We start from the raw sequence: 22,227 nt of genomic DNA, 5'->3' as shown, positions 1-22,227 counted from the left end.
GCGATCCACCGCCACGCCGTCATCGGCGCAGCGGCTTATCAGAAGCCAGACACAGCCGTGTCAGATATCCAGCAGCAGGCGTGCCGGGTCCTCGATAAAGTTCTTCACCGCGACCAGAAACTGCACGGCTTCCTTGCCGTCGATCAGACGGTGATCGTACGACAGCGCCAGATACATCATCGGCAGGATTTCCACCTTGCCGTCCACCGCCATCGGGCGTTCCTGGATCTTGTGCATGCCCAGGATCGCGGTTTGCGGCGGGTTCAGGATCGGCGTGGAAATCAGTGAACCGAACACACCACCGTTGGAAATGGTGAAGGTGCCGCCGGTCATTTCCTCGATCGACAGTTTGCCGTCGCGTGCCTTGTTGCCGTACTCGATGATCTGCGACTCCACTTCCGCCAGACCTTTCTGGTCGGCATCACGCAGCACCGGCACCACCAGGCCACGCTCGGAAGACACCGCCACGCCCACGTCGTAGTAACCGTGGTAGACGATGTCGTCGCCGTCGATGGACGCGTTCACCGCAGGATAGCGTTTCAGCGCCTCGACACAGGCGCGCACGAAGAAGCTCATGAAGCCCAGGCGCACGCCGTGGGTTTTCTCGAACGCGGCCTGGTAATCCTTGCGCATGGCCATGATCGGTTTCATGTTCACTTCGTTGAAAGTGGTCAGCATGGCAGCGTTCTGCTGCGCGGCCACCAGACGCTCGGCAATACGCTTGCGCAGACGGGTCATCGGTACACGGCGCTCTTCACGCTCACCGGGTGCCGCAGGCACTTCAGCCACCGCCGGCTGTTGTGGCGCCGGGCTGCTGCTGCGTTTTTCCTCGCGCGCCTTGAGCGCCTTTTCAACGTCTTCGCGGGTGATGCGGCCACCCTTGCCAGAGCCATCAATGCTGGCCGCATCCAGACCGTGTTCGGTCATCATCTTGCGGGCAGCCGGACCGGCAACGCCGTCACTGTCACCCGCCTTGCCCGCGTCTTCTTTCGCGGCGGGCTGCTCATCAGCTTTGGGAGCTTCGGCGGCCTGTTTGTCTTCCGCCTTGCTGTCGCCGGAAGACTTGCCGCTGCCCTCTTCGATACTGCCGAGCAATTCCTGGCTTTCGACGGTATCGCCTTCGCCCTTGAGAATCTTGCCCAGCACACCGTCGGCGGCGGCCACCACCTCCAGCACGACTTTGTCGGTTTCAATATCCACCAGCAGTTCGTCGCGTTTCACCGCATCGCCTTCCTGTTTGTGCCAGGTGGCAACGGTGCCGTCTGCTACGGATTCCGGAAATTGTGGCGCCTTGATTTCGATTGACATGTTCTGCCCTTGGTCCCGAGTGTTAATTCCTGACTGCTCAATTGAGTCCGAATGCGTCCTGCACCAGCTTCTGCTGCTGCGCCACGTGTTGTGACATCAGGCCGGCGGCCGGTGCCGCTGCCGAGTCACGTCCCGCGTATTCCAGGTTCAGCTTCGGATCCAGGCGTGCCACCACATTACGCATGTGATGCTGGCTGCAATACCAGGCGCCCTGGTTCATCGGTTCTTCCTGACACCAGACCACCGACTTCAGGTTGCTGTACTGTTCCATCACCTCGAACAGCCGCTGTTCCGGGAACGGGTACAACTGCTCCACCCGGACAATGGCGGTGTTTGTGATCTCTTCCGCCTCGCGTTTTTCCAGCAGGTCGTAATACACCTTGCCGCTGCACAGAATCACGCGCTCGACGGCGGTGGCATCCTGAATCTCGTGTTCGGCCAGCACGGTCTGGAAGTGGCCGCCGGCCAGTTCTTCCAGCGAAGACACCGCGCGCTTGTGGCGCAGCAGACTCTTCGGGCTCATCACCACCAGCGGCTTGCGCAGCGGACGGATCGCCTGCCGGCGCAGCAAGTGGAAAATCTGTGCCGGGGTACTCGGCACGCACACCTGCATGTTGTGCTCGGCGCACAGTTGCAGGAAACGCTCCAGGCGCGCGGAAGAATGCTCCGGCCCCTGCCCTTCGTAACCGTGCGGCAGCAGCAGTGTCAGGCCGCAGACCCGTGCCCATTTCGCCTCACCGGAAGAAATGAACTGGTCGATCACCACCTGCGCACCATTGGCGAAGTCACCGAACTGGGCTTCCCAGATCACCAGCGATTTCGGGGCGGTGGTGGAGTAACCGTATTCGAACGCCAGTACGGCTTCTTCCGACAACAGCGAGTCATAGATTTCAAAACTCGGCTGCTCGTCATACAGATGGCGCAGCGGCACATAGGCTTCGCCGTTCTTCTGGTTGTGCAGCACGGCGTGACGGTGCGAGAACGTACCCCGGCCCACATCCTGGCCGGTCAGCCGCACCGGAAAACCCTGGTCCAGCAGCGTGGCGTAGGCCATGGTCTCGGCATAACCCCAGTTGATGCCCAGCGCACCGGCCGTCATCTTGTTGCGGTCTTCGAGAATCTTCTTCACCTGGCGCTGCGGCACGAAGGCTTCCGGCAACTGCTCCAGCCGCGCGGCCAGATTCTGCAGTTTTTTCAGCGGGAAACCGGTATCCCAGTCGTCCACCACCTCGTGACCGATGTACGGTGACCAGTCGACAAACAATGCCTTGTTCGGCTCGCGCACCAGTGCCTTCACCACATGCAGGCCCTGGTCCAGCATGTTGCGGTATTCCTCGGCCATCTGGCTGCTTTCGTCGTCCGACAGCACGCCGTCCTTGATCAGGCGCTCGGCGTACAGCGTGCGGGTGGTCGGGCGGGACTTGATCTTCTTGTACATCAGCGGCTGGGTCGCGGACGGCTCATCGGCCTCGTTGTGTCCCAGACGGCGGTAGCAGATCAGGTCGATCACCACGTCTTTCTTGAACTGCATGCGGTAGTCCATCGCCACCTGGGTGACAAAGAACACCGCTTCCGGATCATCGCCGTTCACATGGAAAATCGGCGACTGCACCATTTTTGCCACATCAGTGCAGTATTCGGTGGAGCGCGCATCTTCGCGACGGCTGGTGGTGAAACCGACCTGGTTGTTGACGATCACATGCACCGTACCGCCGGTCTTGAAGCCACGCGTCTGCGACATCTGGAAGGTTTCCATCACCACGCCCTGGCCGGCAAAGGCCGCGTCGCCATGGATCAGCAATGGCACGACCTGGTCACCGTTGTCATCGACACGGCGTTCCTGGCGCGCACGCACCGAGCCTTCCACCACCGGCGACACGATTTCCAGGTGCGACGGGTTGAACGCCATCGCCAGGTGCACTTCGCCACCCGGTGTCTGCACGTTGGAGGAAAACCCCTGGTGATACTTCACGTCGCCGGAGCCACGTTCGTTGAAGGTCTTGCCTTCGAATTCACCAAACAGATCGGCCGGGCTCTTGCCCAGCGTGTTGACCAGCACGTTAAGGCGGCCACGGTGGGCCATGCCCAGCACGATTTCCTTCACGCCGTAGCTGCCGGCGCGCTGGATCACTTCGTCCACCAGCGGGATCAGCGACTCACCGCCTTCCAGGCCGAAACGCTTGGTGCCGGGATAACGGCTGCCCAGATATTTTTCCAGGCCTTCGGCGGCGGTCAGACGCTCAAGGATGTGTTTGCGAATGTCAGCGCCGTACTGCGGATGGCTGCGCACACTTTCCAGGCGTTGCTGGAGCCAGCGCTTCTCCGCCGTGTTGACGATGTGCATGTACTCCGCACCCACCGTCGAACAATAACTGCCTCGCAGGCAGTCGACGATTTCACGCAGTGTCGCTTCCGGTTTGCCGATAAACAGGTTGCCTGTCTGGAAGACGGTATCCAGATCTGCCTGGCTGAGCCCATGATGCGCCAGCTCCAGATCGGGCACCTGTTCGCGTTCCATCAGGCCGAGCGGGTCCAGGCTGGCCACCTGATGACCGCGGTTGCGGTAGGCGGCGATCAGGTGCAGTACGCGTACCTGGCGACGTTCGTGTTCGGTGCTGACCGCACCGCCACCAAACTTCTGCACACGGGAACGGTTCTTGGCCTGCAGCAGGAAATATTCACGCACGGCACTGTGTGGCAAATCGGATTCCACACTGCCTTCAACGCTGGGAAGTTTTTCGAAGTACGCGCGCCAGTCTTCCGGCACGGCATTGGGATCAGTCAGGTAGGCTTCGTACAGTTCATCAACATAGGCCGCGTTGCTGCCCCCGATGTGTGAGGACGCCAGCTGGCGCTGAATGGAACTGTCTTGCATCGTGTTCGTTCCTTCTCGGGAGAAGGAGCCGGCCCCCTGGCCAGGTGTTCGCAGGGGGATCGCCCGTTTCCCGCGTTTAGATTACAGAGACGGCGCCTTGTAAGCGCCGACTCTCCCGATACATATTTTTCCGTCCGGGGGATGACCCCGACAAGGAAATAGTGTAGCGACTTTCACGCCCGATTGTTAGACGCGAAAGGCAAAAAATTTGACAAACGCACCCTCACTTTAGTCGAACGGGGACGTTCGCGACGCATGCCATGCGGCTCCGGTCAGAAGCCCTGATGACATTGCCCCATCTGTTGTCGGACATGGGGACGCCCGCAGGCATTACAAGGGGCAGGCATCCGGACCTCATCGCAGTTACGGCCCGAATGGCCCTCACCCTGGCCCCCATGCCCGCCAGAGCGGCCTGTCAGGCCAGCACAGGCACCGGGGCAAAGCAAAAAAAAGCGGCCCGAAGGCCGCCTTTTTCATTCCGTCAGATTGCCCGTTCCAGCAGCATATCCCGGATATGGCCGATGGCCCGGGTCGGGTTCAGCCCCTTTGGACACACACTCACGCAGTTCATGATGCCGCGGCAGCGGAACAGCGAGAACGGGTCGTCCAGGCGGCTCAGCCGGTCATCACGGGCCGTGTCACGGCTGTCCGCCAGGAAGCGGTAGCCCTGCAGCAGCGCGGCCGGACCGAGGAACTTCTCCGGGTTCCACCAGAACGACGGGCAACTGGTGGAGCAGCACGCGCACAGAATGCACTCGTACAGGCCGTCGAGCTTCTCGCGCTCTTCCGGGCTCTGCAGACGCTCGATGGCCGGTGCCGGGGTGTCGTTGATCAGGTACGGCTGCACCTTCTCGTACTGGTTGTAGAACATGGTCATGTCCACCACCAGGTCACGGATCACCGGCAGGCCCGGCAGCGGGCGGATCACCAGGGCTTTCCTGCCCTCGAGCACGCCCGGCGCCACGATCGACAGCGCCGTCACACAGGCCAGGCCGTTCTTGCCGTTCATGTTCATGCCGTCGGAGCCGCAGACCCCTTCACGGCAGGAGCGGCGATAGGCCAGGGTCGGGTCCTGTTCCTTCACCAGCGCCAGTACATCCAGCACCATCAGGTCCTTGCCCTGGGTATCGACCTCGTAGTCCTGCATGTACGGTTCGCGGTCGGTCTCAGGATTGTAGCGATAGATACTGACTTTCATTGATCCTGGCCTCCGTTAGTAGGTCCGCACTTTGGGCTGGAAGGTATCGACCGTCTTCGGCGAGAAGTTCACCGCACGCTTGCCGAGTTTCAGCGTGGCCGGATCGAAGATCGAGTGGCACAGCCAGTTCTCGTCATCACGGTCCGGGAAGTCGTAGCGCGAGTGGGCGCCACGGCTTTCCTTGCGGCCTTCCGCAGCGATCGCGGTGGCCTGGGCCACTTCCAGCAGGTTGTCCAGTTCCAGCGCTTCGACACGGGCAGTGTTGAACGCCTTGCTCTTGTCATCCAGATGGCCTTCCTGGATGCGGCCACGCAGATCGGCCAGCATGGCCACGCCTTCGGCCATCAGGTCGCCCTTGCGGAACACACCGAAGTGATTCTGCATGGTCTGCTGCAGTTCCTTGCGCAGGCTGGTCACGGACTCGCCTTTCTTCGACTCGTCCCAGCGACGGTAGCGGCTCATGGCCTGCTCGATGTCGTCACGGCTCGGCTCGGCCTGTTCCATGCCCTGGCGCAGACCGTCCTCGATGAACAGGCCGGCGGCACGGCCGAACACCACCAGATCCAGCAGCGAGTTGCCACCCAGGCGGTTGGCGCCGTGGACAGACACACAGGCCACCTCACCCACGGCGAACAGCCCGTCGATGATCTGGTCGTCGCCTTCGTGACCACCGGAGAGGCGCAGGGCCTGCCCGTGAATGTTGGACGGGATACCGCCCATCATGTAGTGGCAGGTCGGCACCACCGGCACCGGCTCTTTCACCGGGTCGGCGTGGGCGAAGGTCTTGGACAGCTCACAGATACCCGGCAGGCGGCTGTGCAGCACCTCCTCGCCCAGGTGATCCAGCTTCAGGTAGACGTGGTCACCGTTCGGGCCGCAACCACGGCCGTCCAGGATCTCCATCATCATGGAGCGGGCGACCACATCGCGGCCGGCCAGGTCCTTCGCGTTCGGCGCATAGCGCTCCATGAAGCGCTCGCCGTCCTTGTTGATCAGGTAGCCACCCTCGCCCCGGCACCCTTCGGTCACCAGTACGCCAGCGCCGGCGATGCCGGTCGGATGGAACTGCCACATTTCGATGTCCTGCACCGGTACGCCGGCACGCAGCGCCATGCCCACCCCGTCGCCGGTGTTGATCAGGGCGTTGGTGGTGGAGGCATAGATACGGCCTGCACCGCCGGTGGCGAATACCGTGGCCTTGGACTTGAAGAACACCACTTCGCCGGTCTCGATACACATGGCGATCACGCCACAGACCTGACCGCGGGCGTTCTTCACCAGATCGGTGGCGAGCCACTCATTATAGAACTGGGTGTTGTGCTTGAGGTTCTGCTGGTACAGGGCGTGCAGCAGCGCATGGCCGGTACGGTCGGCTGCGGCACAGGTCCGCGCCGCCTGGCCACCTTCGCCGAAGTTCTTCGACTGGCCACCGAACGGACGCTGGTAGATGCGGCCTTCCTCGGTGCGCGAGAACGGCAGGCCCATATGATCCAGTTCGAACACCGCTTCCGGACCCACCGAGCACATATATTCGATGGCGTCCTGGTCACCGATATAGTCGGAGCCCTTGACGGTGTCGTACATGTGCCAGCGCCAGTCGTCGTTCGGGTCGGCACTGGCGATGGCACAGGTGATCCCGCCCTGGGCGGACACCGTGTGCGAACGGGTCGGAAACACCTTGGAGATCAGCGCGGTCTTGAAGCCGGACTGCGCCAGTTGCAGCGAGGCACGCATGCCCGCGCCGCCGCCGCCCACGATAACGGCATCAAAGGTAATGGTTCTGATCGACATAGTCTCAAGCTCCCCAGATCATCCACAGGCCCCACAGCACATAGCCTGCCAGCAGCAGCGCCAGCAGCGCCTGTGCCGCCAGACGCACACCGGTGGCGGCGCCACCGAAGGTCATGCGGGTCAGATAGTCAGTGGTGACGGTCCAGAGACCCACCCAGGCATGGGCCGCGATGGCCAGGATCACCAGGGTGTTGATGATTTTCATCGGCACGGACGTCATCAGAGCGTGCCAGGCGGCATAGTCCACGCCTGCACCGCAGACGAGGTAGCCGAACAGACCAATAAAGTAGGCGCCAAGCAGAATCGCGCTGAACCGCTGGACAAGCCAGTCCGACACGCCATTACGGCTGAAGCTCGTGACGCTGGTTACCATACCCAGACTCCCGCCAGCAGAATGAGAACGACCGAGACGATGAAGACCAGGGTGGCGCCGCGACGGCCGCCTTCCAGGCTCTCACCAATACCGAGGTCCATGATCAGATGCTTGATACCAGCCACCAGGTGAAAAATAAGTGCAGCCAGCATCGCCCAGACCACCAGCTTGGCGATCGGGGTGGCGAGAAGGTCTTTCAGTTGCGCAAAGCTTTCCGGTGACGCCAGAGAGCGATCCAGCATCCACAGCAGAATCGGCAGTGCCAGAAAAATGGCAACACCTGTAATACGGTGGGTAATGGAAGCCAGGGCGGTGACCGGGAACTTGATCGTCGTCAGATCGAGATTTACAGGTCGCTTATCGTTCACGGTAGCCATCACTTATAGCCGGGCTCCGAAAGGAGCGGTTGTCGGGAACGGAACCCGCGGACAGTTCGGAGGTCACAACCGAAGCGCGGGCTCTATCCGCACACCAGCCGGGGTGGACCGGCGCGCGACGGGCGGGAGTATATCGCCGCGCCTGCATGAAAACAAACGCCTTCGACTCTGGCAAAATCGGGCAACACACTGTTTTTCAAGGCCGTTAGGCTAAAGTCTCAATTACAGCCCCCTTCCGCGCCCCTATCGTAACCGCGCATTCGCGGTGAAACTGGCGTAACATGCTGTTTAGCCGGTGGTTTGTGATCGGCGCTCCACAGCACTCTGCGCGTTGACAAAGATGTATCAAAACCTTAACGTCCCCCGCGCCCGGCGTGCTACGCCGCCCGTACTCACGCGATACCACAGGTGGGCTCCCTGAACCGCCTCCGTGTAGGAGAACTCCATGACCGAGAAGAAAGCCATCCTCAAGGTGGACGGCCGTGAGGATATCGAGCTGTCGGTATACTCCCCGACCCTGGGACAGGACGTCGTAGACGTCGCCCCGCTGACCGCCAACAACCTGTTTACGTTTGACCCGGGCTTCACGTCCACCGCTTCGTGCGAGTCAAAGATCACCTACATTGACGGTGAAAAAGGCCAGCTGCTGCACCGCGGCTACTCTATTGAAGAACTGGCCAGCAACTCCGATTACCTGGAAGTCTGCTACCTGCTGTGGCACGGCGAACTGCCGACCCAGGCCCAGAAAGACGCGTTCGTCAGCACCATCAAGAACCACACCATGGTGCACGAGCAGCTGCAGTTCTTTTACCGTGGCTTCCGTCGCGACGCCCACCCGATGGCGGTCATGTGCGGCGTGGTCGGTGCCCTGTCGGCCTTCTATCACGACTCCACTGATATCAAGAACCCGCAGCATCGCGAAATCACGGCCATGCGCCTGATCGCGAAAATGCCGACCATTGCCGCCATGTGCTACAAGTACGCGGTCGGTCAGCCGTTCATGTATCCGCGCAACGACCTGACCTATTCCGAGAACTTCCTGCACATGATGTTCGGCACCCCGTGCGAGGAATCAAAGATCAGCCCGGTGGCCGCGCGCGCCATGGACCGCATCTTCATCCTGCACGCCGATCACGAGCAGAACGCCTCCACTTCCACGGTGCGTCTGGCCGGCTCGTCCGGTGCCAACCCGTTTGCCTGTATCGCGGCCGGCATTTCTGCGCTGTGGGGCCCGGCGCACGGTGGCGCGAACGAAGCTGTGCTGAACATGCTCGACGAAATCGGCGACGTGTCCAACATCGACACCTACATTGCCAAGGCGAAGGACAAGAACGATCCGTTCAAGCTGATGGGCTTTGGTCACCGCGTGTACAAGAACTACGATCCGCGTGCCAGCGTGATGCGCGAATCCTGCCACGAAGTGCTGAAAGAACTGGGCGTGAAAGACGCCAAGCTGGAACTGGCGATGAAACTGGAAGAAATCGCCCTGTCCGATCCGTACTTCGTCGAGAAGAAACTGTTCCCGAACGTGGATTTCTACTCCGGTATCATTCTCAGCGCGCTGGGCATCCCGACGTCCATGTTCACCGTGATCTTTGCCCTGTCCCGTACCGTGGGCTGGATTTCGCACTGGAACGAGATGATTGCCAACCCGTACAAGATCGGCCGTCCGCGTCAGCTTTACACGGGCGAAACCGAGCGTTCGTTTGTGCCGGTGGACAACAGAAAATAAGCGCCTTGCGCCAATAAAAAACCGCCCTCCGGGGCGGTTTTTTATTGGCTTCGAGAAACCGCCTGTGCTGACAGCCTGATTAAGCTGCCAGCACAATCAAGCGCGGCAAGCGATGATTTCCCGTGCCCATCTTTGCGGACCGGCACCGCGAAAGAGGCGCCTTCAGACGCGACGGGCCCGACGACGCCAGCCCAGCAATGTCATGGCGAGGCCCAGCATCAGCCCCACGGCACCCCCGTCATCATCATCGTCCCCGGGTTCCGCCGGTGTTTCACCGCCCTCTCCGGCAACCAGACGCAGGTCCGCGTAGACCGGATCGTGGTCACTTGACCGGTAAGCATCCGGCGCATAGAAAGCGTCTATCTGTGCCTCGCTCTTGTACTGCGTGGTGTACTCCAGCGCGCGCGGTTCATCCGCATTGATGTGCCAGGCACCTGCCCCCACCACATGCTGCTGCAGCGCGGCACTGGCCAGCACATGATCCAGGTAACCGCTCTGGCCGAAGAACACATAGCTGTACACCTCATCGCCGTGGAAGCGCGCCAGCAGATTTTCATAACCTGCATTTTCCAGCAGCGTCACCGGCCCTTCCTTTGCATAGGCATTCAGGTCACCCACGATCATCGTGCGTGCGCCCTGCTCGCCCAGCCCGGTCGGGTCGTCCGACAGCCATGCCTGCAGGGCCGTGGCGGCCGCCTCGCGTGTCGGGTTCCAGCATCCAGCACCGTCGCCCTGATCCATGTCAGCGCCGGTAGCTTCGTCACAACTGCCCTTCGACTTGAAGTGGTTGACCGCAACGACCACCGCCTCGTCGCCATTGACCAGACGGAACGCCTGCGCCAGCGGCACACGGTTGAGCTGGGCAAACGCTTCATCCGTCAGTGCCGCAGCCGTGCCGGCCTGTTCCACCACATCGCTGCGATACAGCAACCCCACAGCGATGACATCGGTACCGAGTGTCGCCGTCCCCGGATCAACGTAGCGCCATGACGCGCCCATCGCAGAGGCCAGTTCGGCAATGGCCGACGCACTGCCATAACCGTCATTCTCGATTTCCATCAGGCCAATCACGTCGGCATTCAGCGCTGTCAGCGCAGCCACCAGCTTGTCGCGCTGGCGCGCCAGCTCTTCTGCGTTGCGCGCCCCGCGTGCCGTCGGGAAGCCGCCGCCCTGCCCGTCACCGTTGAAGAAATTGAGCACGTTGAAGGCCGCTACGCGCAGATTCGCTTCCGGGTGCCGGGCCGGCGCGGCCGGACGGACATTGGTTGCCTCGAACGTCACCTCGCTCACTGGTTGCAGACGCCAGGCATCGAAGCCGTAGCTCAGCACTGCGGTGAAGGCACCAGCCTGGTCGCCGACGCGCAGCGTGTTGTCCGCCGCCAGCCCCGCTTGCGGATAGATCACGGTGCCCGGGTTCTGCTGATTGCTGGCGTCATCCAGAATGATGCGGTGACGATCGTTGTACTGCTGCTGTGCCATGGCATCCTCACCCGGCGCCGCCACATGGGTCGGCACCGGCAGGCGCCCTTCACTGAGCACCACACTGCCATAGCGGCCCAGATCATAGACCTCGGTCACGGTCAGCCCGGCAGGCACCTGCACCAGCATGCTTTCCAGCGCCTCCGGATTCTCCAGTGGCAGGCTGAAGGTCACCGCCGGCACGCTCATGTCGCTGGCGCAGACCACCACGTCCTGCGCGCTGATCTGCGTCTGGCCGAAATACTCCGACACCGGTCCGCGCACCCGCACCTGCTGTCCGGCCGCCACGGTAAAGCCCGGCTGATAGATAAACAGCCCTTCCGAGGTTGCCGGGTCCATGTCCTGGTCGGCGACGTCTTCCATCAGGAAGTAACCCTCGAGGTCAGGGTAGACCACCGTGACCACGGCTTCGACCTCATGCACTGCGCCAGCCAGCGGCGACACATCCGCACTGCCCTGCACTGCGGAGATCAGTGTCGCCGGGTCGCCGCAGGCTCCGATGCTGCCCAGCAGCGGCTCCTCCGGCGTATCGTCTTCGCCATGACGGCCCAGACCACCGAAGGTGTTACTGGCAAAAAAGTCCCACTCCACGGCCGGGTCGAACACGCCGCTGAAGTCCGCGTCCCCGACCAGTATCGACAGCTTGCGGCGCAGGGTGTGGTCTTTGGTGTTATCGTCCGCCGTGCCCCAGTATCCCTCCGCCGGGCGTTCACCCACGCGGCCGAACCGGTCCACCACTTCGACACCACGACGCAGCACATAGGCATCGTCGCCGTTGTGGTTGATAACGGAATTGTCGATCACCGGGTCCAGCATCAGGATGTCCGTTGCAGCGCTGCCATGGGCAAGCACGAGTGTTTCACCGGCCGCCAGCGTACCCGTCAGCGTCAGGCTGCCGGTCGCCGAGCTGCTGCCGTTGCTATACAGGTCCAGACTGTACTGCGACAGATCCAGCGTGTCTGTGCCGCTGTTGTACAGCTCCAGTGCCTTGTTGAAACTGCTGCCCTCGACGTATTCGCTGATGACCAGCGCACCCTGGGCGGCGCCGGCCCAGCACAGCAACCCGCCGGCCAGCGGGGCAATCCTTGATACTCGCATGTACCTCACTCCCTGTCTGAATCAAAAGCCCATCCTCAGGGCGGGGAATGACTGGGAAGTGGACACGCGATGGCAATTTTCTTGCGCCGCCGGGCCATCGGCTGCGCACTTCGCTACACTCTGGCCTGTCAGCCGTCTTCACAGGGACACACAGCATGAGCACGCGAATCGCCTTTATCGGCCTGGGCGTCATGGGCTACCCCATGGCCGGCCATCTGCAACGCGCCGGCTATCAGGTCACCGTCTATAACCGCACCACCGCCAAGGCCGAACAATGGGTCGCCGAGTACGGCGGCGAGCGGGCCGACACCCCCCGCGACGCGGCCCGTGGCGCGTCGTTCGTCATGAGTTGCGTGGGCAACGACGACGATCTGCGGCACGTGGTGCTGGGTGACACCGGCATCCTCGCCGGCGCCGGCCCGGCGTCGGTGCTGGTCGACCACACCACCGCCTCTGCAGAAGTCGCGCGCGAACTGGCCGCCAAAGCGCAGGAAAAGGGCTGCCATTTCATCGACGCCCCCGTCTCGGGCGGTCAGCAGGGTGCCGAGCAAGGCGCCCTGACCATCATGTGCGGCGGGGATGCCGACGCCTTCGAGCGTGCACGGCCGGTGCAGGCACACTACGCCCGCGCCGTCACCCTGATGGGCCCCAGCGGCGCCGGGCAACTGACCAAGATGGTGAACCAGATCTGCGTCGGCGCGGTGGTACAGGGCCTGGCCGAAGGCATGGCGTTCGCGGAAAACGCAGGGCTTGACGTGCAGCGTGTCATCGATGTGATTTCCCAGGGTGCCGCCAGCTCCTGGCAGATGGTAAACCGGCACCGCACCATGATTGCCGGCGAATACGAACACGGCTTTGCGGTGGACTGGATGCGCAAGGACCTGGACATCTGCCTGCGCGAAGGCGCGCGCAACGGCAGCGAACTGCCCCTGACAGCGATGGTGAATGATTTCTACCGGGACGTGCAGGCGCTGGGCGGTGGCCGCTGGGATACCTCCAGCCTGCTGCGCCGGTTACAGCAGCGCCGCGAAGACACCTCCACCGCAGATCACCCCGGCGGCTGAAGTACCGCGTCCACCACCTCCGTGATCGATGGCCGGACGCCGAACACCCCCTGTATCCGGTCTTCGTCACCGGGGCGGTACTTGCCGGTCTGCACCAGCATCGCGCGCAGGCCGGCATCGAGTGCCCCTTCAACGTCGCCGTGCACGTCGTCGCCCACCATCAAGGCTTCTTCCGGTGCGCAGCCGGCATCATTCAGCACCTCCCGGAAAAAATCCGTGGCGGGTTTGCCCGCCACCACGGCCTGCGTGCCTGTGGCAAATTCCAGCGCCCGCACAAACGGCCCGGCATCCAGGTGCAGGCCGTCTTCCGTCTTGAAATAACGGTTGATCCCGATGGCCAGCAACGGGGCGCCGGTCATCAACAGCCGGAAGGCGTTGTCCAGATTGCGGTAGTTGAGCCGGTCTTCGGCGTCGGCCAGCAACACCGCATCGGGGTCTGCCTGCGACAACCCTGCAAATTCGCATTCGATGTCCGGATGCACCAGCAACAACGGCCGGTGCCCACGACGCACCAGCCACTGGCGCGCGGCCAGCGGTGCGGTGAACAGGGTGTCCGGGGCAATGTCGAAGCCCAGTTGCGCCAGATCATCCAGCACCTGTGCGCGGCTGCGGCGGGATGTATTGGTGACAAAGCGCAGCGTCAGCGGCGAGGCCTGCAGCCGGGCCACCGCGTCCTGCGCGCCGGGAATCGCGCGGCGCCCTTCATACAGCACGCCGGCAAGATCGAGAAAGACCGCTTTCAGTCCCATCAGCCTGTCCTCCGGATGGATTCATTCTGCGCCTTGCACAGGATGAATTCGAGCAAGGAGCATGCCAGTGGACGCGACCTGATGTAAAAAGTGTGCCCGTCGCCTGAGCGGCAGACACCAGTCAGACCAGACAAAAAAAACCGCCCGGCACGGGCGGCAAAGAACGGAGCCTTCACACCTCAGCGCAACGTCATCTCACAACGCAGTCACCACGCACAACGCCAGCACGGCCAGTTCCACCCCGCCCCAGCGCTGCACACGGACATCCGCACTCGCGGAGCGGTCGAACAGCGCCACCCCCACCAGCAACAGATGCAGCCCATACAGCGGCAGCCATCCGCTCAGCGGTAGCGCGTACAAGCCCCCGAGCATCAGCGGCAGATGCAGCACCGCCACCACAAGGAACAGCGGCCGCCGCACGGCCATGGCCAACCCCGGCATCAGCAGCGCCGAGGCCATCAGAAACAGCGGCATCGCGTAGGCGAACAGGCCAAGCCCCCAGATGGCCAGGGCCGCCGCTGCCAACCCCAGGGCACCGGCAGCGCCCGCAGCCAGCGGCACGGGCACCGCCGGCCGGCGACGAACCGGCATCGGGCGCGTGCGCAGCGCCGGATCGAACAGTTCCTCTGCCAGCAGGTGATAGAAATTCGCGGGGGGCGTCGCACTGCGGTGGGTAAACGGATAGGTCGTCATGGTGTTCCTCCCTGATGCCCCGGTCATGGGGCGTCGCCTGAGACAGCACCAGACTACGGCTTGACAACCCCGGGGCGTCAGTGGCGTTATTGACATTGTTATGGCCAATCACGCCATCATGAAGGGGCCAGAAATGCCAAAAGTGACAGTTTTCGCCGTCGACGACATTCTTGCTACCGGGGTGACCGGGCCGCTGGAGCTGTTCAACAGCGCCAACATTCAGGCGGATGCCGCCGGCATCGATCCGTCCCGGCGCTTTCAGTGGAACGTGGTCTCCGTGGACGGCAAGCCGGTGCGCAGTTCAGCCGGCTTCATGCTGCCGGTGGACGGCAACTACACCCGCGCCAGCGACGCCGACATCATCATCATTCCCGGCTTCAATCACCGGAACAGCCGCGAGGTGGCACACTTCGTCGCCAATATGCCGGACGGCTATCTCACCTGGCTGAAGGCCCGCCACCAGGCCGGCAAGGTGCTGTGCGGCATCTGCAGCGGCACCTTTGTGCTGGCCGAGGCCCAATTGCTGGACGGCCGTGTGGCCACCACCAGCTGGTGGCTGACCAAGGCCTTCCGGCGCCGCTACCCCGCCGTGGTGCTGCACCCGCGCGACGTGGTCACCGAGGCCGACAACCTGATCTGCGGCGGCTCTGCCACCTCCTGGATGCATGTCGGCCTGCGCCTGGTTGCGCGCTACATCGACGCCGATGTCGCCGCAGCCTGCGCGCGCATCATGCTGGTGGACACCGGCACCGCCTCCCAGGCGCCCTACCTCAGCGCCGCCCACCTGACCGTGCACCGCGACAGCGCCATCGAAACCGTGATCGACCATATGCGCGCCAACCTGAACAACGACCTGCCCGTGGCCGACATGGCCCGCCTGGCCAGCATGAGCGAACGTTCCTTTATCCGCCGCTTCCGCGAACTGACCGGCCTGCCGCCCGGGCATTACCTGCAGAAAATGCGCATCGACACCGCCAAGCACCTGCTGGCACAGACCGACCTGTCGCTGGAGCAGATCATCGGCCAGATAGGCTATGCCGACGTCAGTTCGTTCAGGCGTCTGTTCAAGAAGGAGGTAGAGGTCTCACCGGGAGAGTATCGAAGGCGCTGCGCGCCGGCGGCGAGCTACGGGCCGCGAGCTGCCAGCTAAAAAAGGCTGGTCCGAATCCCTCAGGGGAAGAGACAAAAGAAAAAGCCCGCTACTCTCGTAGCGGGCTTTACTTTCTATGGCGTCCCCTAGGGGATTCGAACCCCTGTTACCGCCGTGAAAGGGCGGTGTCCTAGGCCTCTAGACGAAGGGGACGAAACCTTCTGGAATCTGGTGGAGCCAGGCGGGATCGAACCGCCGACCTCTACAATGCCATTGTAGCGCTCTCCCAGCTGAGCTATGGCCCCAGAAAGCTGGACGACTCAGGCGCTGTGCGCCCCGTCGAGGCTGCGCATTGTAGCAGCAGCCCGAGGGGTGTCAAGCGCTTGAAACGGCTCTTTTTATCAACCGCTTAATGCTTGATCAGGCTGGCGAATCATTCGCCGGCCGCACTGGCCGGCACCCCACCCTCGCGGATATCGGCCCAGCGTTTTTCCAGTTTCTTGGTCTGTTTCTTCGATACGCCACCCAGCACTTCGATGGCCGCGCGCAAGCGTGCACGGGACAGGTCCGGGCCGAGGATCGCCATACTGTCCACCACCGAAAAACTCGCCGGCGTACCGGCAATGGCGACAAACACCGGGAACAGGAAATCCTTTACCTTGACACCCAGCGCCTTCGACAACGACTGCGCCTCGGCAAACAGCAGGTCGCGCTCCCACTGGCGCAATGCTTCCAGCGACCAGAGCAGATATTGCAGCCACTCTTTCATGTCGTCGATGCTGTGCTGGTTGTGGGTAAACGACGCCTCGGTAATGGCCGGCGCATCGCCGAAGCAGAAACCGGCCTTGTCCACCACCTGGCTGAGCGTTTCCACCCGGCTCTTGATGTGCGGAATGATTTTCAGCGCGTACTCGCGGTTGAACAGCCAGCCCTGCAACTGATCCAGGAACTGCTCGTCGTTCAGGTCACGCAGCCACTGCCCGTTCAGCCATGACAGTTTTTCCACATCAAATACCGGGCCACCCAGCGAGACGCGGGAGATATCGAAACTCGCCTGCATCTCGGCCAGCGAGAATTTTTCCCGCTCGTCCGGCATCGACCAGCCCATGCGGCCGAGATAATTCAGCAGCGCTTCCGGCAGGTAACCCTTGTCGCGATAGAAATTGATGCTGGTCGGGTTCTTGCGCTTGGACAGCTTCGACTTGTCCGGGTTACGCAGCAGCGGCATGTGGCACAGCACCGGCATGTCCCAGCCGAAGTATTCGTACAGCAATTTATGTTTTGGCGCCGAATTGATCCATTCCTCGCCCCGGATCACATGGGTGATCTCCATCAGGTGATCATCCACCACGTTGGCCAGGTGATACGTTGGCATGCCGTCGGATTTCAGCAGGATCTGTGCGTCCACCAGTGCCCAGTCCAGCTCGATCGTGCCGCGCAGCATGTCGTCCACCGGGCAGCGACCGTCTTCCGGCACGCGCATGCGGATCACTGAAGGCGCACCGGCCGCTTCACGGCGCGCCACTTCCTCCGCCGGCAGTTCCAGGTCGGACGGTTTCAGTGCGCGCTGGATGCCCTGCTCTTTCAAGGCCTCGCGCAACTGGTCCAGTTCTTCCGGTGTGCGATAGCAGCGGAACGCATGGCCCTGGTCGAGCAGTTGTTGCGCATACTGCGCATAGGTGTCGCCACGCTCACTCTGCCGGTACGGGCCGAACGGCCCGCCCACGTCCGGGCCTTCATCCCAGCCCAGGCCCAGCCAGCGCAGTGAATCCAGAATCGCCTGTTCCGATTCCGCCGTGGAACGCTGCTGGTCGGTATCCTCGATGCGCAGAATGAACTGCCCGCCGTGCTGGCGGGCAAAACAGGCGTTGAACAGCGCAATGTAGGCCGTGCCCACATGGGGATCGCCGGTGGGCGACGGGGCAACGCGGGTACGAACGGTCATGCTGGCTCCGTGATGGGTATGTGCAGTGCCGCGCATTATACGCAGCTTGCGCGCCGGTATCCTGCCTGCCACATACCCGATTGTCATGTTCTGCTAACATCCCTCCACGGTCGCGGCGATGGCGGCCGATATCGTACCGTGGACTGCCAAAGGATATGCCCATGAACGCGAGATACACGTTTCCCCTGATGTCTCCCCTGCTGCTGGCACTGGCCGGCGGCGCCCTGTTCCTCCAGGGCTGCTCTGAATCCCCTGAGCCACCCAAACCCCGGCAGGAAACCGCACAACCGGCAGCACCGGCACCTGAGGCCGCCCCCGAACAGGATGCCCACGCGCACCACGACACCGAGCAGGCCAGCAAACTGCCGCGCAGCACCGCGCCGGCCGGGGCACGGGTGTTTTTTGTCGAGCCCGCCGATGGCGCCACCGTCAGCAGCCCGCTGACCGTCCGCTTCGGCCTGGAAGGCATGAATGTGGTGCCCGCCGGCACCGAACAACCGGACAGCGGCCACCACCACCTGCTGATCGACGTGACCGAACTGCCGCCGATGGACTTCCCGCTGCCCGCCACCGAGCAGATCGTCCACTTCGGCGGAGGCCAGACCGAAACCACGCTGGAACTGCCGCCGGGCGAGCACACCCTGCAACTGGTGCTGGGCGATCATTTCCACATCCCGCACAACCCGCCGGTGATGTCCGAGAAAATCACCATTACCGTGCAGGACGTCGAGTAACTGCCCGATGCGCCGGGCAACCCAGATTGCCCGGCGGCATTTTTTCAATCCCCCGCGAGCCAGTTAAGGCCCCGTTAAGCTTCCCCCACGACACTGCCAGCCAGACAAGACGATCTGGACACTGGCATGCATCCCGACTGGCTCACTCGCAACACCCCGCTTGCCCGCCTGCAAACGCAAGGCGGCTGGAGCGTCCACGCGGTCCATCCGGCGCATGCGGGCCGGCCCGCACTGGAACAGTTCATCCGCCTGCGCTTCGCTGAGCGCTACCAGGCCAGCATTCGGCACTTCATGCCGTCACTGTTGAGTCTGCAGGACAACGAGGGCCAATTGCGGGGCGGCGTCGGCTTGCGGCTGGCGCATGAGCAAACGCTGTTTCTTGAACGCTATCTGGACCAGCCGATTGAACAGGCCATCAGCACACAGGCCAGCGCTGATGTGCCCCGCCGCAGCATTGTGGAGGTCGGCAATCTGGCCGCCAGTAGTGCCGGTGCCGCACGCCTGCTGATCGTGGCGCTGACCGATCTGCTGGTCTCACAGGGCGCCTGCTGGGTGGTCTTCACCGGCACCCACACGCTGCTGAACAGCTTTCACCGCCTCGGACTTTCGCCCTGCCAGTTGGCCTCCGCCGACCCTGCGCGCATGGGTAGCGAACTCGCCGACTGGGGCAGCTATTACAGCAGCCAGCCACAGGTCATGGCCGGACACATTCTCGGTGGCCATCGCCATCTGTGGCGCCAGGGCCTGTACACCAGGCTGGGCTATCAATCCCTGCTTTCACCGGAGAACCTTGATCATGTCGCCAGCCATTGATGCCCTCTGGCAAGCCCTGCACCGTCACGCCCGGCTCCCGCTGCTGCAACAGGGCCCCCGGCACTGGAGCGGGCAGGCCATTCTGGATACCGTCAGCGAGCGGGTCTTACAACTGCAACACCTCGGCGCGCGCCGTGTTGCGCTGGCACTGGATAACGGCGCCGAGTGGATACTGTGGGACCTCGCATTGCTCGCCAGTGGTTGTATCAATGTGCCGCTGCCCGGTTTCTTTTCAACCGCCCAGCAACAGCATGTGCTCGACAGTGCCGGCATTGACCTGGCCATCGGGCTCTTGCCCACGCTGGCCGCGCAAACCGGTTTTGTTCCACTCGGTGGCGAATGCTGGCAGCGCGCGCCGGAGCAGGTGCCTGCGGTGCACCCGGGCACGGCAAAAATCACCTATACATCTGGCACCACCGGGCAACCCAAGGGCGTGTGTCTCGACGCGCACGCACAACTGCGCGTTGCCAAAAGCCTGTATCAGGCCAGCCGGCCCTGCGAAGTGAAACGCCATCTGTGCGTGTTGCCGCTGGCCACGCTGCTGGAAAACATTGCTGGCGTGTATGCCCCTCTGCTGGCCGGCGCCTGCATCAACGTCCGGCCGATGGCTGAGATCGGCCTGCATGGCAGCAGTGAATTCGACCTGCTGCGTTTCATGACCACCCTGCGCGACAGCCAGCCCAACAGCCTGATCCTGCTGCCACAACTGTTGCTGGCATTGGTCACCGCTGCTGAACGCGGCCTGTCACCTCCCCGAAGTCTGCGCTTTATCGCCGTCGGCGGCGGGCATGTGGCACCGCAATTACTGCAACGGGCCGATGCTCTCGGCCTGCCCGTCTTCGAGGGTTACGGCCTGTCTGAATGTGCCTCTGTGGTGACGCTCAACACCCCGGGCGCGCGCCGCGCAGGCAGTAGCGGACAGACACTGCCGCATGCCGATATTCGTCTCGCCAGCGACGGCGAAGTGATGATCCGTGGCGTACACATGCTCGGCTACTTGGGCGAAGCGCCACACCCGGATGGATGGCTCGCCAGCGGTGATCTCGGCCAGGTGAATGCCGGCTTCCTGACGCTGCACGGGCGCAAAAAAAACCAGTTCGTGACCGCGTTCGGGCGCAACGTCAATCCCGAATGGGTCGAGGCAGAACTGGTGCAGCAGGCCCCCATTGCGCAAGCCTGGCTGTACGGTGAAGCCATGCCCCGCAACGTGGCGGTGCTGGTGCCCCGTTTTGAGCCCTGCCCGGATGAAACACTGACCGCCGCCGTGGCCGCTGTTAACGCAGGGCTGCCCGACTATGCCCGCGCCCATCACTGGTTGCGCGCCGATGCCCGCTTTACGGCGGCCAACGGCCTGGCCACCAGCAACGGCCGCCTGCGCCGTGACGCTCTGGCCACGCACTACCACAACACACTTTCTGCCCTGCTTACCACTCCGACCAGCGAGGCCCTCCCATGACGACATTCTTCGATACTTTGCAGACGCAGACCGCCCGTGCCCGGGATGATCTTCTGAGCGCACCAATCATCGGGCTCGCCATGCAAGGCCGCGCCAGCCGCGATCAGTATGTCGCGTTTCTCGGCCAGGCTTATCACCACGTCAAGCACACGGTGCCACTGCTCATGGCCTGTGGTGCCCGCCTGCCCGAGCGGCTGGAATGGCTGCGCGAGGCCATCGCGGAATATATCGAAGAGGAATATGGCCACCAGGAATGGGTGCTCAATGATCTGCGTGCCTGCGGCGCCGACGCCGACGCCGTGCGCCACAGCGCACCGTCATTGCCAACGGAATTAATGGTTGCCTATGTCTATGACCGTATTGCCCGGCACAACCCGGTCAGTTTTTTCGGCATGGTACATGTGCTTGAGGGCACCAGTACCGCACTGGCCACCGAGGCCGCCGGCACGCTGGAAAGCAGCCTCGGCCTGCCACGCAAGGCGTTCAGTTACCTGCTGTCCCACGGCAGCCTTGATCTGGAGCACGTCGAGTTTTTCAAGACCCTGATGAACCGCCTCGATCACGATGGGGATCGCGCAGCCGTCGTGCACACCGCCCGCGTGGTGTACCGCCTGTACGGCGATCTCTTCCGCAGCCTGACCTGAGGACACGCCCATGGAACTGCATCAATGTCATGCCTTGCTGACCGGCGCCAGTGGCGGCATCGGCTTCGCACTGGCCGATCAACTGGCCAGTGCAGGCGCACACCTGCTGCTGGTAGCCCGCCAGACGGAAAAACTCGAACCGCTGACGCAGCGCTTCCCCGGCCAGGTGCAACTGGTTCGCGCAGACCTGACCCAGGCCAGTGGCCGGCGCGACGTGGCCGACGCGGCCAGCCGCTTCGTCGGCTTTAACTGCCTGATCAATGCCGCCGGTATCAACCAGTTTCGCCTGCTGGCGCAACAGGATGAAGATGCCATCGCCGAGATGATGAACCTCAACGTCACGGCCGCACTGCAATTGACCCACCGACTATTGCCGCAACTGCAGGAGAACGACAACGCACTGGTAGTCAATGTCGGCTCCACGTTCGGCTCCATCGGCTATCCCGGTTTCGCCGCCTACTGTGCCAGCAAATTCGCACTGCGCGGCTTTTCCGAAGCCCTGCGCCGCGAGTTGGCCGACAGTGGCGTACGAGTGCTTTATGTTGCGCCACGTGCCACGCGCACCGGCATGAATGGCCGCAGTGTCGTGGCCATGAACGAACAGTTGCGCGTGGCCATGGACGCCCCGCACCAGGTTGCCCGGCGCATTCTCACCGCGATCCAGCGTGAGCGCGATGAGCTCTACATCGGCTGGCCAGAAAAACTGTTTGTGCGCATCAACAGCCTGTTCCCACAACTGGTCAGCCAGTCGCTGCACAAGCAGTTGCCGATCATCCAGCGTTACGCCCGTCACGATTCCTGAGGAGCT

Annotated in this window: 18 protein-coding genes and 2 tRNA genes; 8 read left to right on the top strand and 12 right to left on the bottom strand. The window is 62.8% G+C overall.

Going from position 1 to position 22,227, the window contains the following annotated elements:
* Positions 1 to 60: 60 nt before the first annotated feature.
* From odhB to sdhC, 6 genes are all read right to left on the bottom strand, one after another.
* Complete coding sequence (odhB, locus tag S7S_RS08035) at positions 61 to 1,308, bottom strand: 2-oxoglutarate dehydrogenase complex dihydrolipoyllysine-residue succinyltransferase (RefSeq protein ID WP_008735842.1); 1,248 nt, start codon at positions 1,306 to 1,308, stop codon at positions 61 to 63.
* 37 nt (positions 1,309 to 1,345) lie between these two features.
* Positions 1,346 to 4,183 (bottom strand): 2-oxoglutarate dehydrogenase E1 component, encoded by a 2,838-nt coding sequence (locus S7S_RS08030; protein ID WP_008735840.1) that lies wholly within the window; start codon positions 4,181 to 4,183, stop codon positions 1,346 to 1,348.
* Between the two features lie 481 nt (positions 4,184 to 4,664).
* A complete protein-coding gene (locus tag S7S_RS08025) occupies positions 4,665 to 5,381 on the bottom strand; it encodes a succinate dehydrogenase iron-sulfur subunit (protein WP_008735839.1) in 717 nt (238 codons plus the stop codon).
* Positions 5,382 to 5,396: 15 nt separating this feature from the next.
* A complete protein-coding gene (sdhA, locus tag S7S_RS08020; protein ID WP_008735837.1) occupies positions 5,397 to 7,172 on the bottom strand; it encodes a succinate dehydrogenase flavoprotein subunit in 1,776 nt (591 codons plus the stop codon).
* Between the two features lie 4 nt (positions 7,173 to 7,176).
* Complete coding sequence (gene sdhD, locus S7S_RS08015) at positions 7,177 to 7,545, bottom strand: succinate dehydrogenase, hydrophobic membrane anchor protein (RefSeq protein WP_008735835.1); 369 nt, start codon at positions 7,543 to 7,545, stop codon at positions 7,177 to 7,179.
* The gene (sdhC, locus tag S7S_RS08010; RefSeq protein ID WP_008735833.1) at positions 7,539 to 7,913 is read right to left on the bottom strand and encodes a succinate dehydrogenase, cytochrome b556 subunit; all 375 of its coding nucleotides are present in this window, start codon (positions 7,911 to 7,913) and stop codon (positions 7,539 to 7,541) included. Before sdhC ends, sdhD begins: the two co-directional genes overlap by 7 nt.
* 454 nt (positions 7,914 to 8,367) lie before the next feature.
* Between sdhC and gltA the strand changes: the two genes are divergently transcribed.
* Complete coding sequence (gltA, locus tag S7S_RS08005; RefSeq protein ID WP_008735831.1) at positions 8,368 to 9,654, top strand: citrate synthase; 1,287 nt, start codon at positions 8,368 to 8,370, stop codon at positions 9,652 to 9,654.
* A 162-nt stretch (positions 9,655 to 9,816) separates the two neighbouring features.
* Here gltA and S7S_RS08000 read toward each other — a convergent pair whose 3' ends face one another.
* The gene (locus tag S7S_RS08000) at positions 9,817 to 12,231 is read right to left on the bottom strand and encodes an ExeM/NucH family extracellular endonuclease (protein ID WP_008735829.1); all 2,415 of its coding nucleotides are present in this window, start codon (positions 12,229 to 12,231) and stop codon (positions 9,817 to 9,819) included.
* A 155-nt stretch (positions 12,232 to 12,386) separates the two neighbouring features.
* On the opposite strand from S7S_RS08000, the gene S7S_RS07995 reads away from it, so the two are divergent.
* The gene (locus S7S_RS07995) at positions 12,387 to 13,295 is read left to right on the top strand and encodes an NAD(P)-dependent oxidoreductase (protein ID WP_008735827.1); all 909 of its coding nucleotides are present in this window, start codon (positions 12,387 to 12,389) and stop codon (positions 13,293 to 13,295) included.
* Here the strand turns inward: S7S_RS07995 and S7S_RS07990 are convergent.
* Positions 13,280 to 14,044: a TIGR01458 family HAD-type hydrolase gene (locus S7S_RS07990; protein WP_008735826.1), complete on the bottom strand. Its 765-nt coding sequence runs from the start codon at positions 14,042 to 14,044 to the stop codon at positions 13,280 to 13,282. The genes S7S_RS07995 and S7S_RS07990 overlap by 16 nt on opposite strands.
* Before the next feature lie 195 nt (positions 14,045 to 14,239).
* Positions 14,240 to 14,737, bottom strand: a complete 498-nt coding sequence (locus tag S7S_RS07985) for a hypothetical protein (protein ID WP_008735824.1) — start codon at positions 14,735 to 14,737, stop codon at positions 14,240 to 14,242.
* Positions 14,738 to 14,870: 133 nt separating this feature from the next.
* Between S7S_RS07985 and S7S_RS07980 the strand changes: the two genes are divergently transcribed.
* Positions 14,871 to 15,887 carry a GlxA family transcriptional regulator gene (locus S7S_RS07980; RefSeq protein ID WP_169745554.1) on the top strand — a complete coding sequence of 339 codons (1,017 nt, stop codon included), beginning with the start codon at positions 14,871 to 14,873 and terminating at the stop codon, positions 15,885 to 15,887.
* Between the two features lie 77 nt (positions 15,888 to 15,964).
* On the opposite strand, the gene S7S_RS07975 is transcribed toward S7S_RS07980, so the two are convergent.
* The 3 genes from S7S_RS07975 to gltX all read right to left on the bottom strand — a co-directional run bounded on the left by S7S_RS07975 (position 15,965) and on the right by gltX (position 17,772).
* Positions 15,965 to 16,040, bottom strand: a tRNA-Glu gene (locus S7S_RS07975).
* Between the two features lie 16 nt (positions 16,041 to 16,056).
* Positions 16,057 to 16,132, bottom strand: a tRNA-Ala gene (locus S7S_RS07970).
* A gap of 128 nt (positions 16,133 to 16,260) precedes the next feature.
* Positions 16,261 to 17,772 carry a glutamate--tRNA ligase gene (gltX, locus tag S7S_RS07965; protein ID WP_008735821.1) on the bottom strand — a complete coding sequence of 504 codons (1,512 nt, stop codon included), beginning with the start codon at positions 17,770 to 17,772 and terminating at the stop codon, positions 16,261 to 16,263.
* 161 nt (positions 17,773 to 17,933) lie between these two features.
* On the opposite strand from gltX, the gene S7S_RS07960 reads away from it, so the two are divergent.
* From S7S_RS07960 to S7S_RS07940, 5 genes are all read left to right on the top strand, one after another.
* Positions 17,934 to 18,506, top strand: coding sequence for a DUF4399 domain-containing protein (locus tag S7S_RS07960; RefSeq protein WP_008735819.1), 573 nt, complete (start codon positions 17,934 to 17,936; stop codon positions 18,504 to 18,506).
* Positions 18,507 to 18,632: 126 nt separating this feature from the next.
* Positions 18,633 to 19,319, top strand: a complete 687-nt coding sequence (locus S7S_RS07955) for a thermostable hemolysin (RefSeq protein WP_008735817.1) — start codon at positions 18,633 to 18,635, stop codon at positions 19,317 to 19,319.
* Complete coding sequence (locus S7S_RS07950) at positions 19,303 to 20,775, top strand: AMP-binding protein (RefSeq protein WP_008735816.1); 1,473 nt, start codon at positions 19,303 to 19,305, stop codon at positions 20,773 to 20,775. Before S7S_RS07955 ends, S7S_RS07950 begins: the two co-directional genes overlap by 17 nt.
* On the top strand, positions 20,772 to 21,419 hold the full coding sequence (locus S7S_RS07945; protein WP_008735814.1) for an iron-containing redox enzyme family protein: 648 nt from the start codon (positions 20,772 to 20,774) through the stop codon (positions 21,417 to 21,419). Before S7S_RS07950 ends, S7S_RS07945 begins: the two co-directional genes overlap by 4 nt.
* A 10-nt stretch (positions 21,420 to 21,429) precedes the next feature.
* Positions 21,430 to 22,221, top strand: a complete 792-nt coding sequence (locus tag S7S_RS07940) for an SDR family oxidoreductase (RefSeq protein WP_008735812.1) — start codon at positions 21,430 to 21,432, stop codon at positions 22,219 to 22,221.
* The last annotated feature ends 6 nt before the right edge of the window (positions 22,222 to 22,227 follow it).

The organism is Isoalcanivorax pacificus W11-5, assembly GCF_000299335.2.
GTDB classification, from domain to species: domain Bacteria; phylum Pseudomonadota; class Gammaproteobacteria; order Pseudomonadales; family Alcanivoracaceae; genus Isoalcanivorax; species Isoalcanivorax pacificus.
This window is presented reverse-complemented; position numbering and strand designations above follow the sequence as displayed.

Bases quoted from the DNA above. Each gene is read 5' to 3' on its own strand.
- S7S_RS07945 (WP_008735814.1), top strand. From the start codon at position 20,772: ATGACGACATTCTTCGATACTTTGCAGACGCAGACCGCCCGTGCCCGG.
- S7S_RS07980 (WP_169745554.1), top strand. From the start codon at position 14,871: ATGCCAAAAGTGACAGTTTTCGCCGTCGACGACATTCTTGCTACCGGG.
- sdhA (WP_008735837.1), bottom strand. From the start codon at position 7,172: ATGTCGATCAGAACCATTACCTTTGATGCCGTTATCGTGGGCGGCGGC.
- S7S_RS08000 (WP_008735829.1), bottom strand. From the start codon at position 12,231: ATGCGAGTATCAAGGATTGCCCCGCTGGCCGGCGGGTTGCTGTGCTGG.
- S7S_RS07955 (WP_008735817.1), top strand. From the start codon at position 18,633: ATGCATCCCGACTGGCTCACTCGCAACACCCCGCTTGCCCGCCTGCAA.
- sdhD (WP_008735835.1), bottom strand. From the start codon at position 7,545: ATGGTAACCAGCGTCACGAGCTTCAGCCGTAATGGCGTGTCGGACTGG.
- S7S_RS08030 (WP_008735840.1), bottom strand. From the start codon at position 4,183: ATGCAAGACAGTTCCATTCAGCGCCAGCTGGCGTCCTCACACATCGGG.
- S7S_RS07990 (WP_008735826.1), bottom strand. From the start codon at position 14,044: ATGGGACTGAAAGCGGTCTTTCTCGATCTTGCCGGCGTGCTGTATGAA.
- S7S_RS08025 (WP_008735839.1), bottom strand. From the start codon at position 5,381: ATGAAAGTCAGTATCTATCGCTACAATCCTGAGACCGACCGCGAACCG.
- odhB (WP_008735842.1), bottom strand. From the start codon at position 1,308: ATGTCAATCGAAATCAAGGCGCCACAATTTCCGGAATCCGTAGCAGAC.
- S7S_RS07960 (WP_008735819.1), top strand. From the start codon at position 17,934: ATGAACGCGAGATACACGTTTCCCCTGATGTCTCCCCTGCTGCTGGCA.
- S7S_RS07985 (WP_008735824.1), bottom strand. From the start codon at position 14,737: ATGACGACCTATCCGTTTACCCACCGCAGTGCGACGCCCCCCGCGAAT.
- S7S_RS07950 (WP_008735816.1), top strand. From the start codon at position 19,303: ATGTCGCCAGCCATTGATGCCCTCTGGCAAGCCCTGCACCGTCACGCC.
- S7S_RS07995 (WP_008735827.1), top strand. From the start codon at position 12,387: ATGAGCACGCGAATCGCCTTTATCGGCCTGGGCGTCATGGGCTACCCC.
- gltX (WP_008735821.1), bottom strand. From the start codon at position 17,772: ATGACCGTTCGTACCCGCGTTGCCCCGTCGCCCACCGGCGATCCCCAT.
- S7S_RS07940 (WP_008735812.1), top strand. From the start codon at position 21,430: ATGGAACTGCATCAATGTCATGCCTTGCTGACCGGCGCCAGTGGCGGC.
- gltA (WP_008735831.1), top strand. From the start codon at position 8,368: ATGACCGAGAAGAAAGCCATCCTCAAGGTGGACGGCCGTGAGGATATC.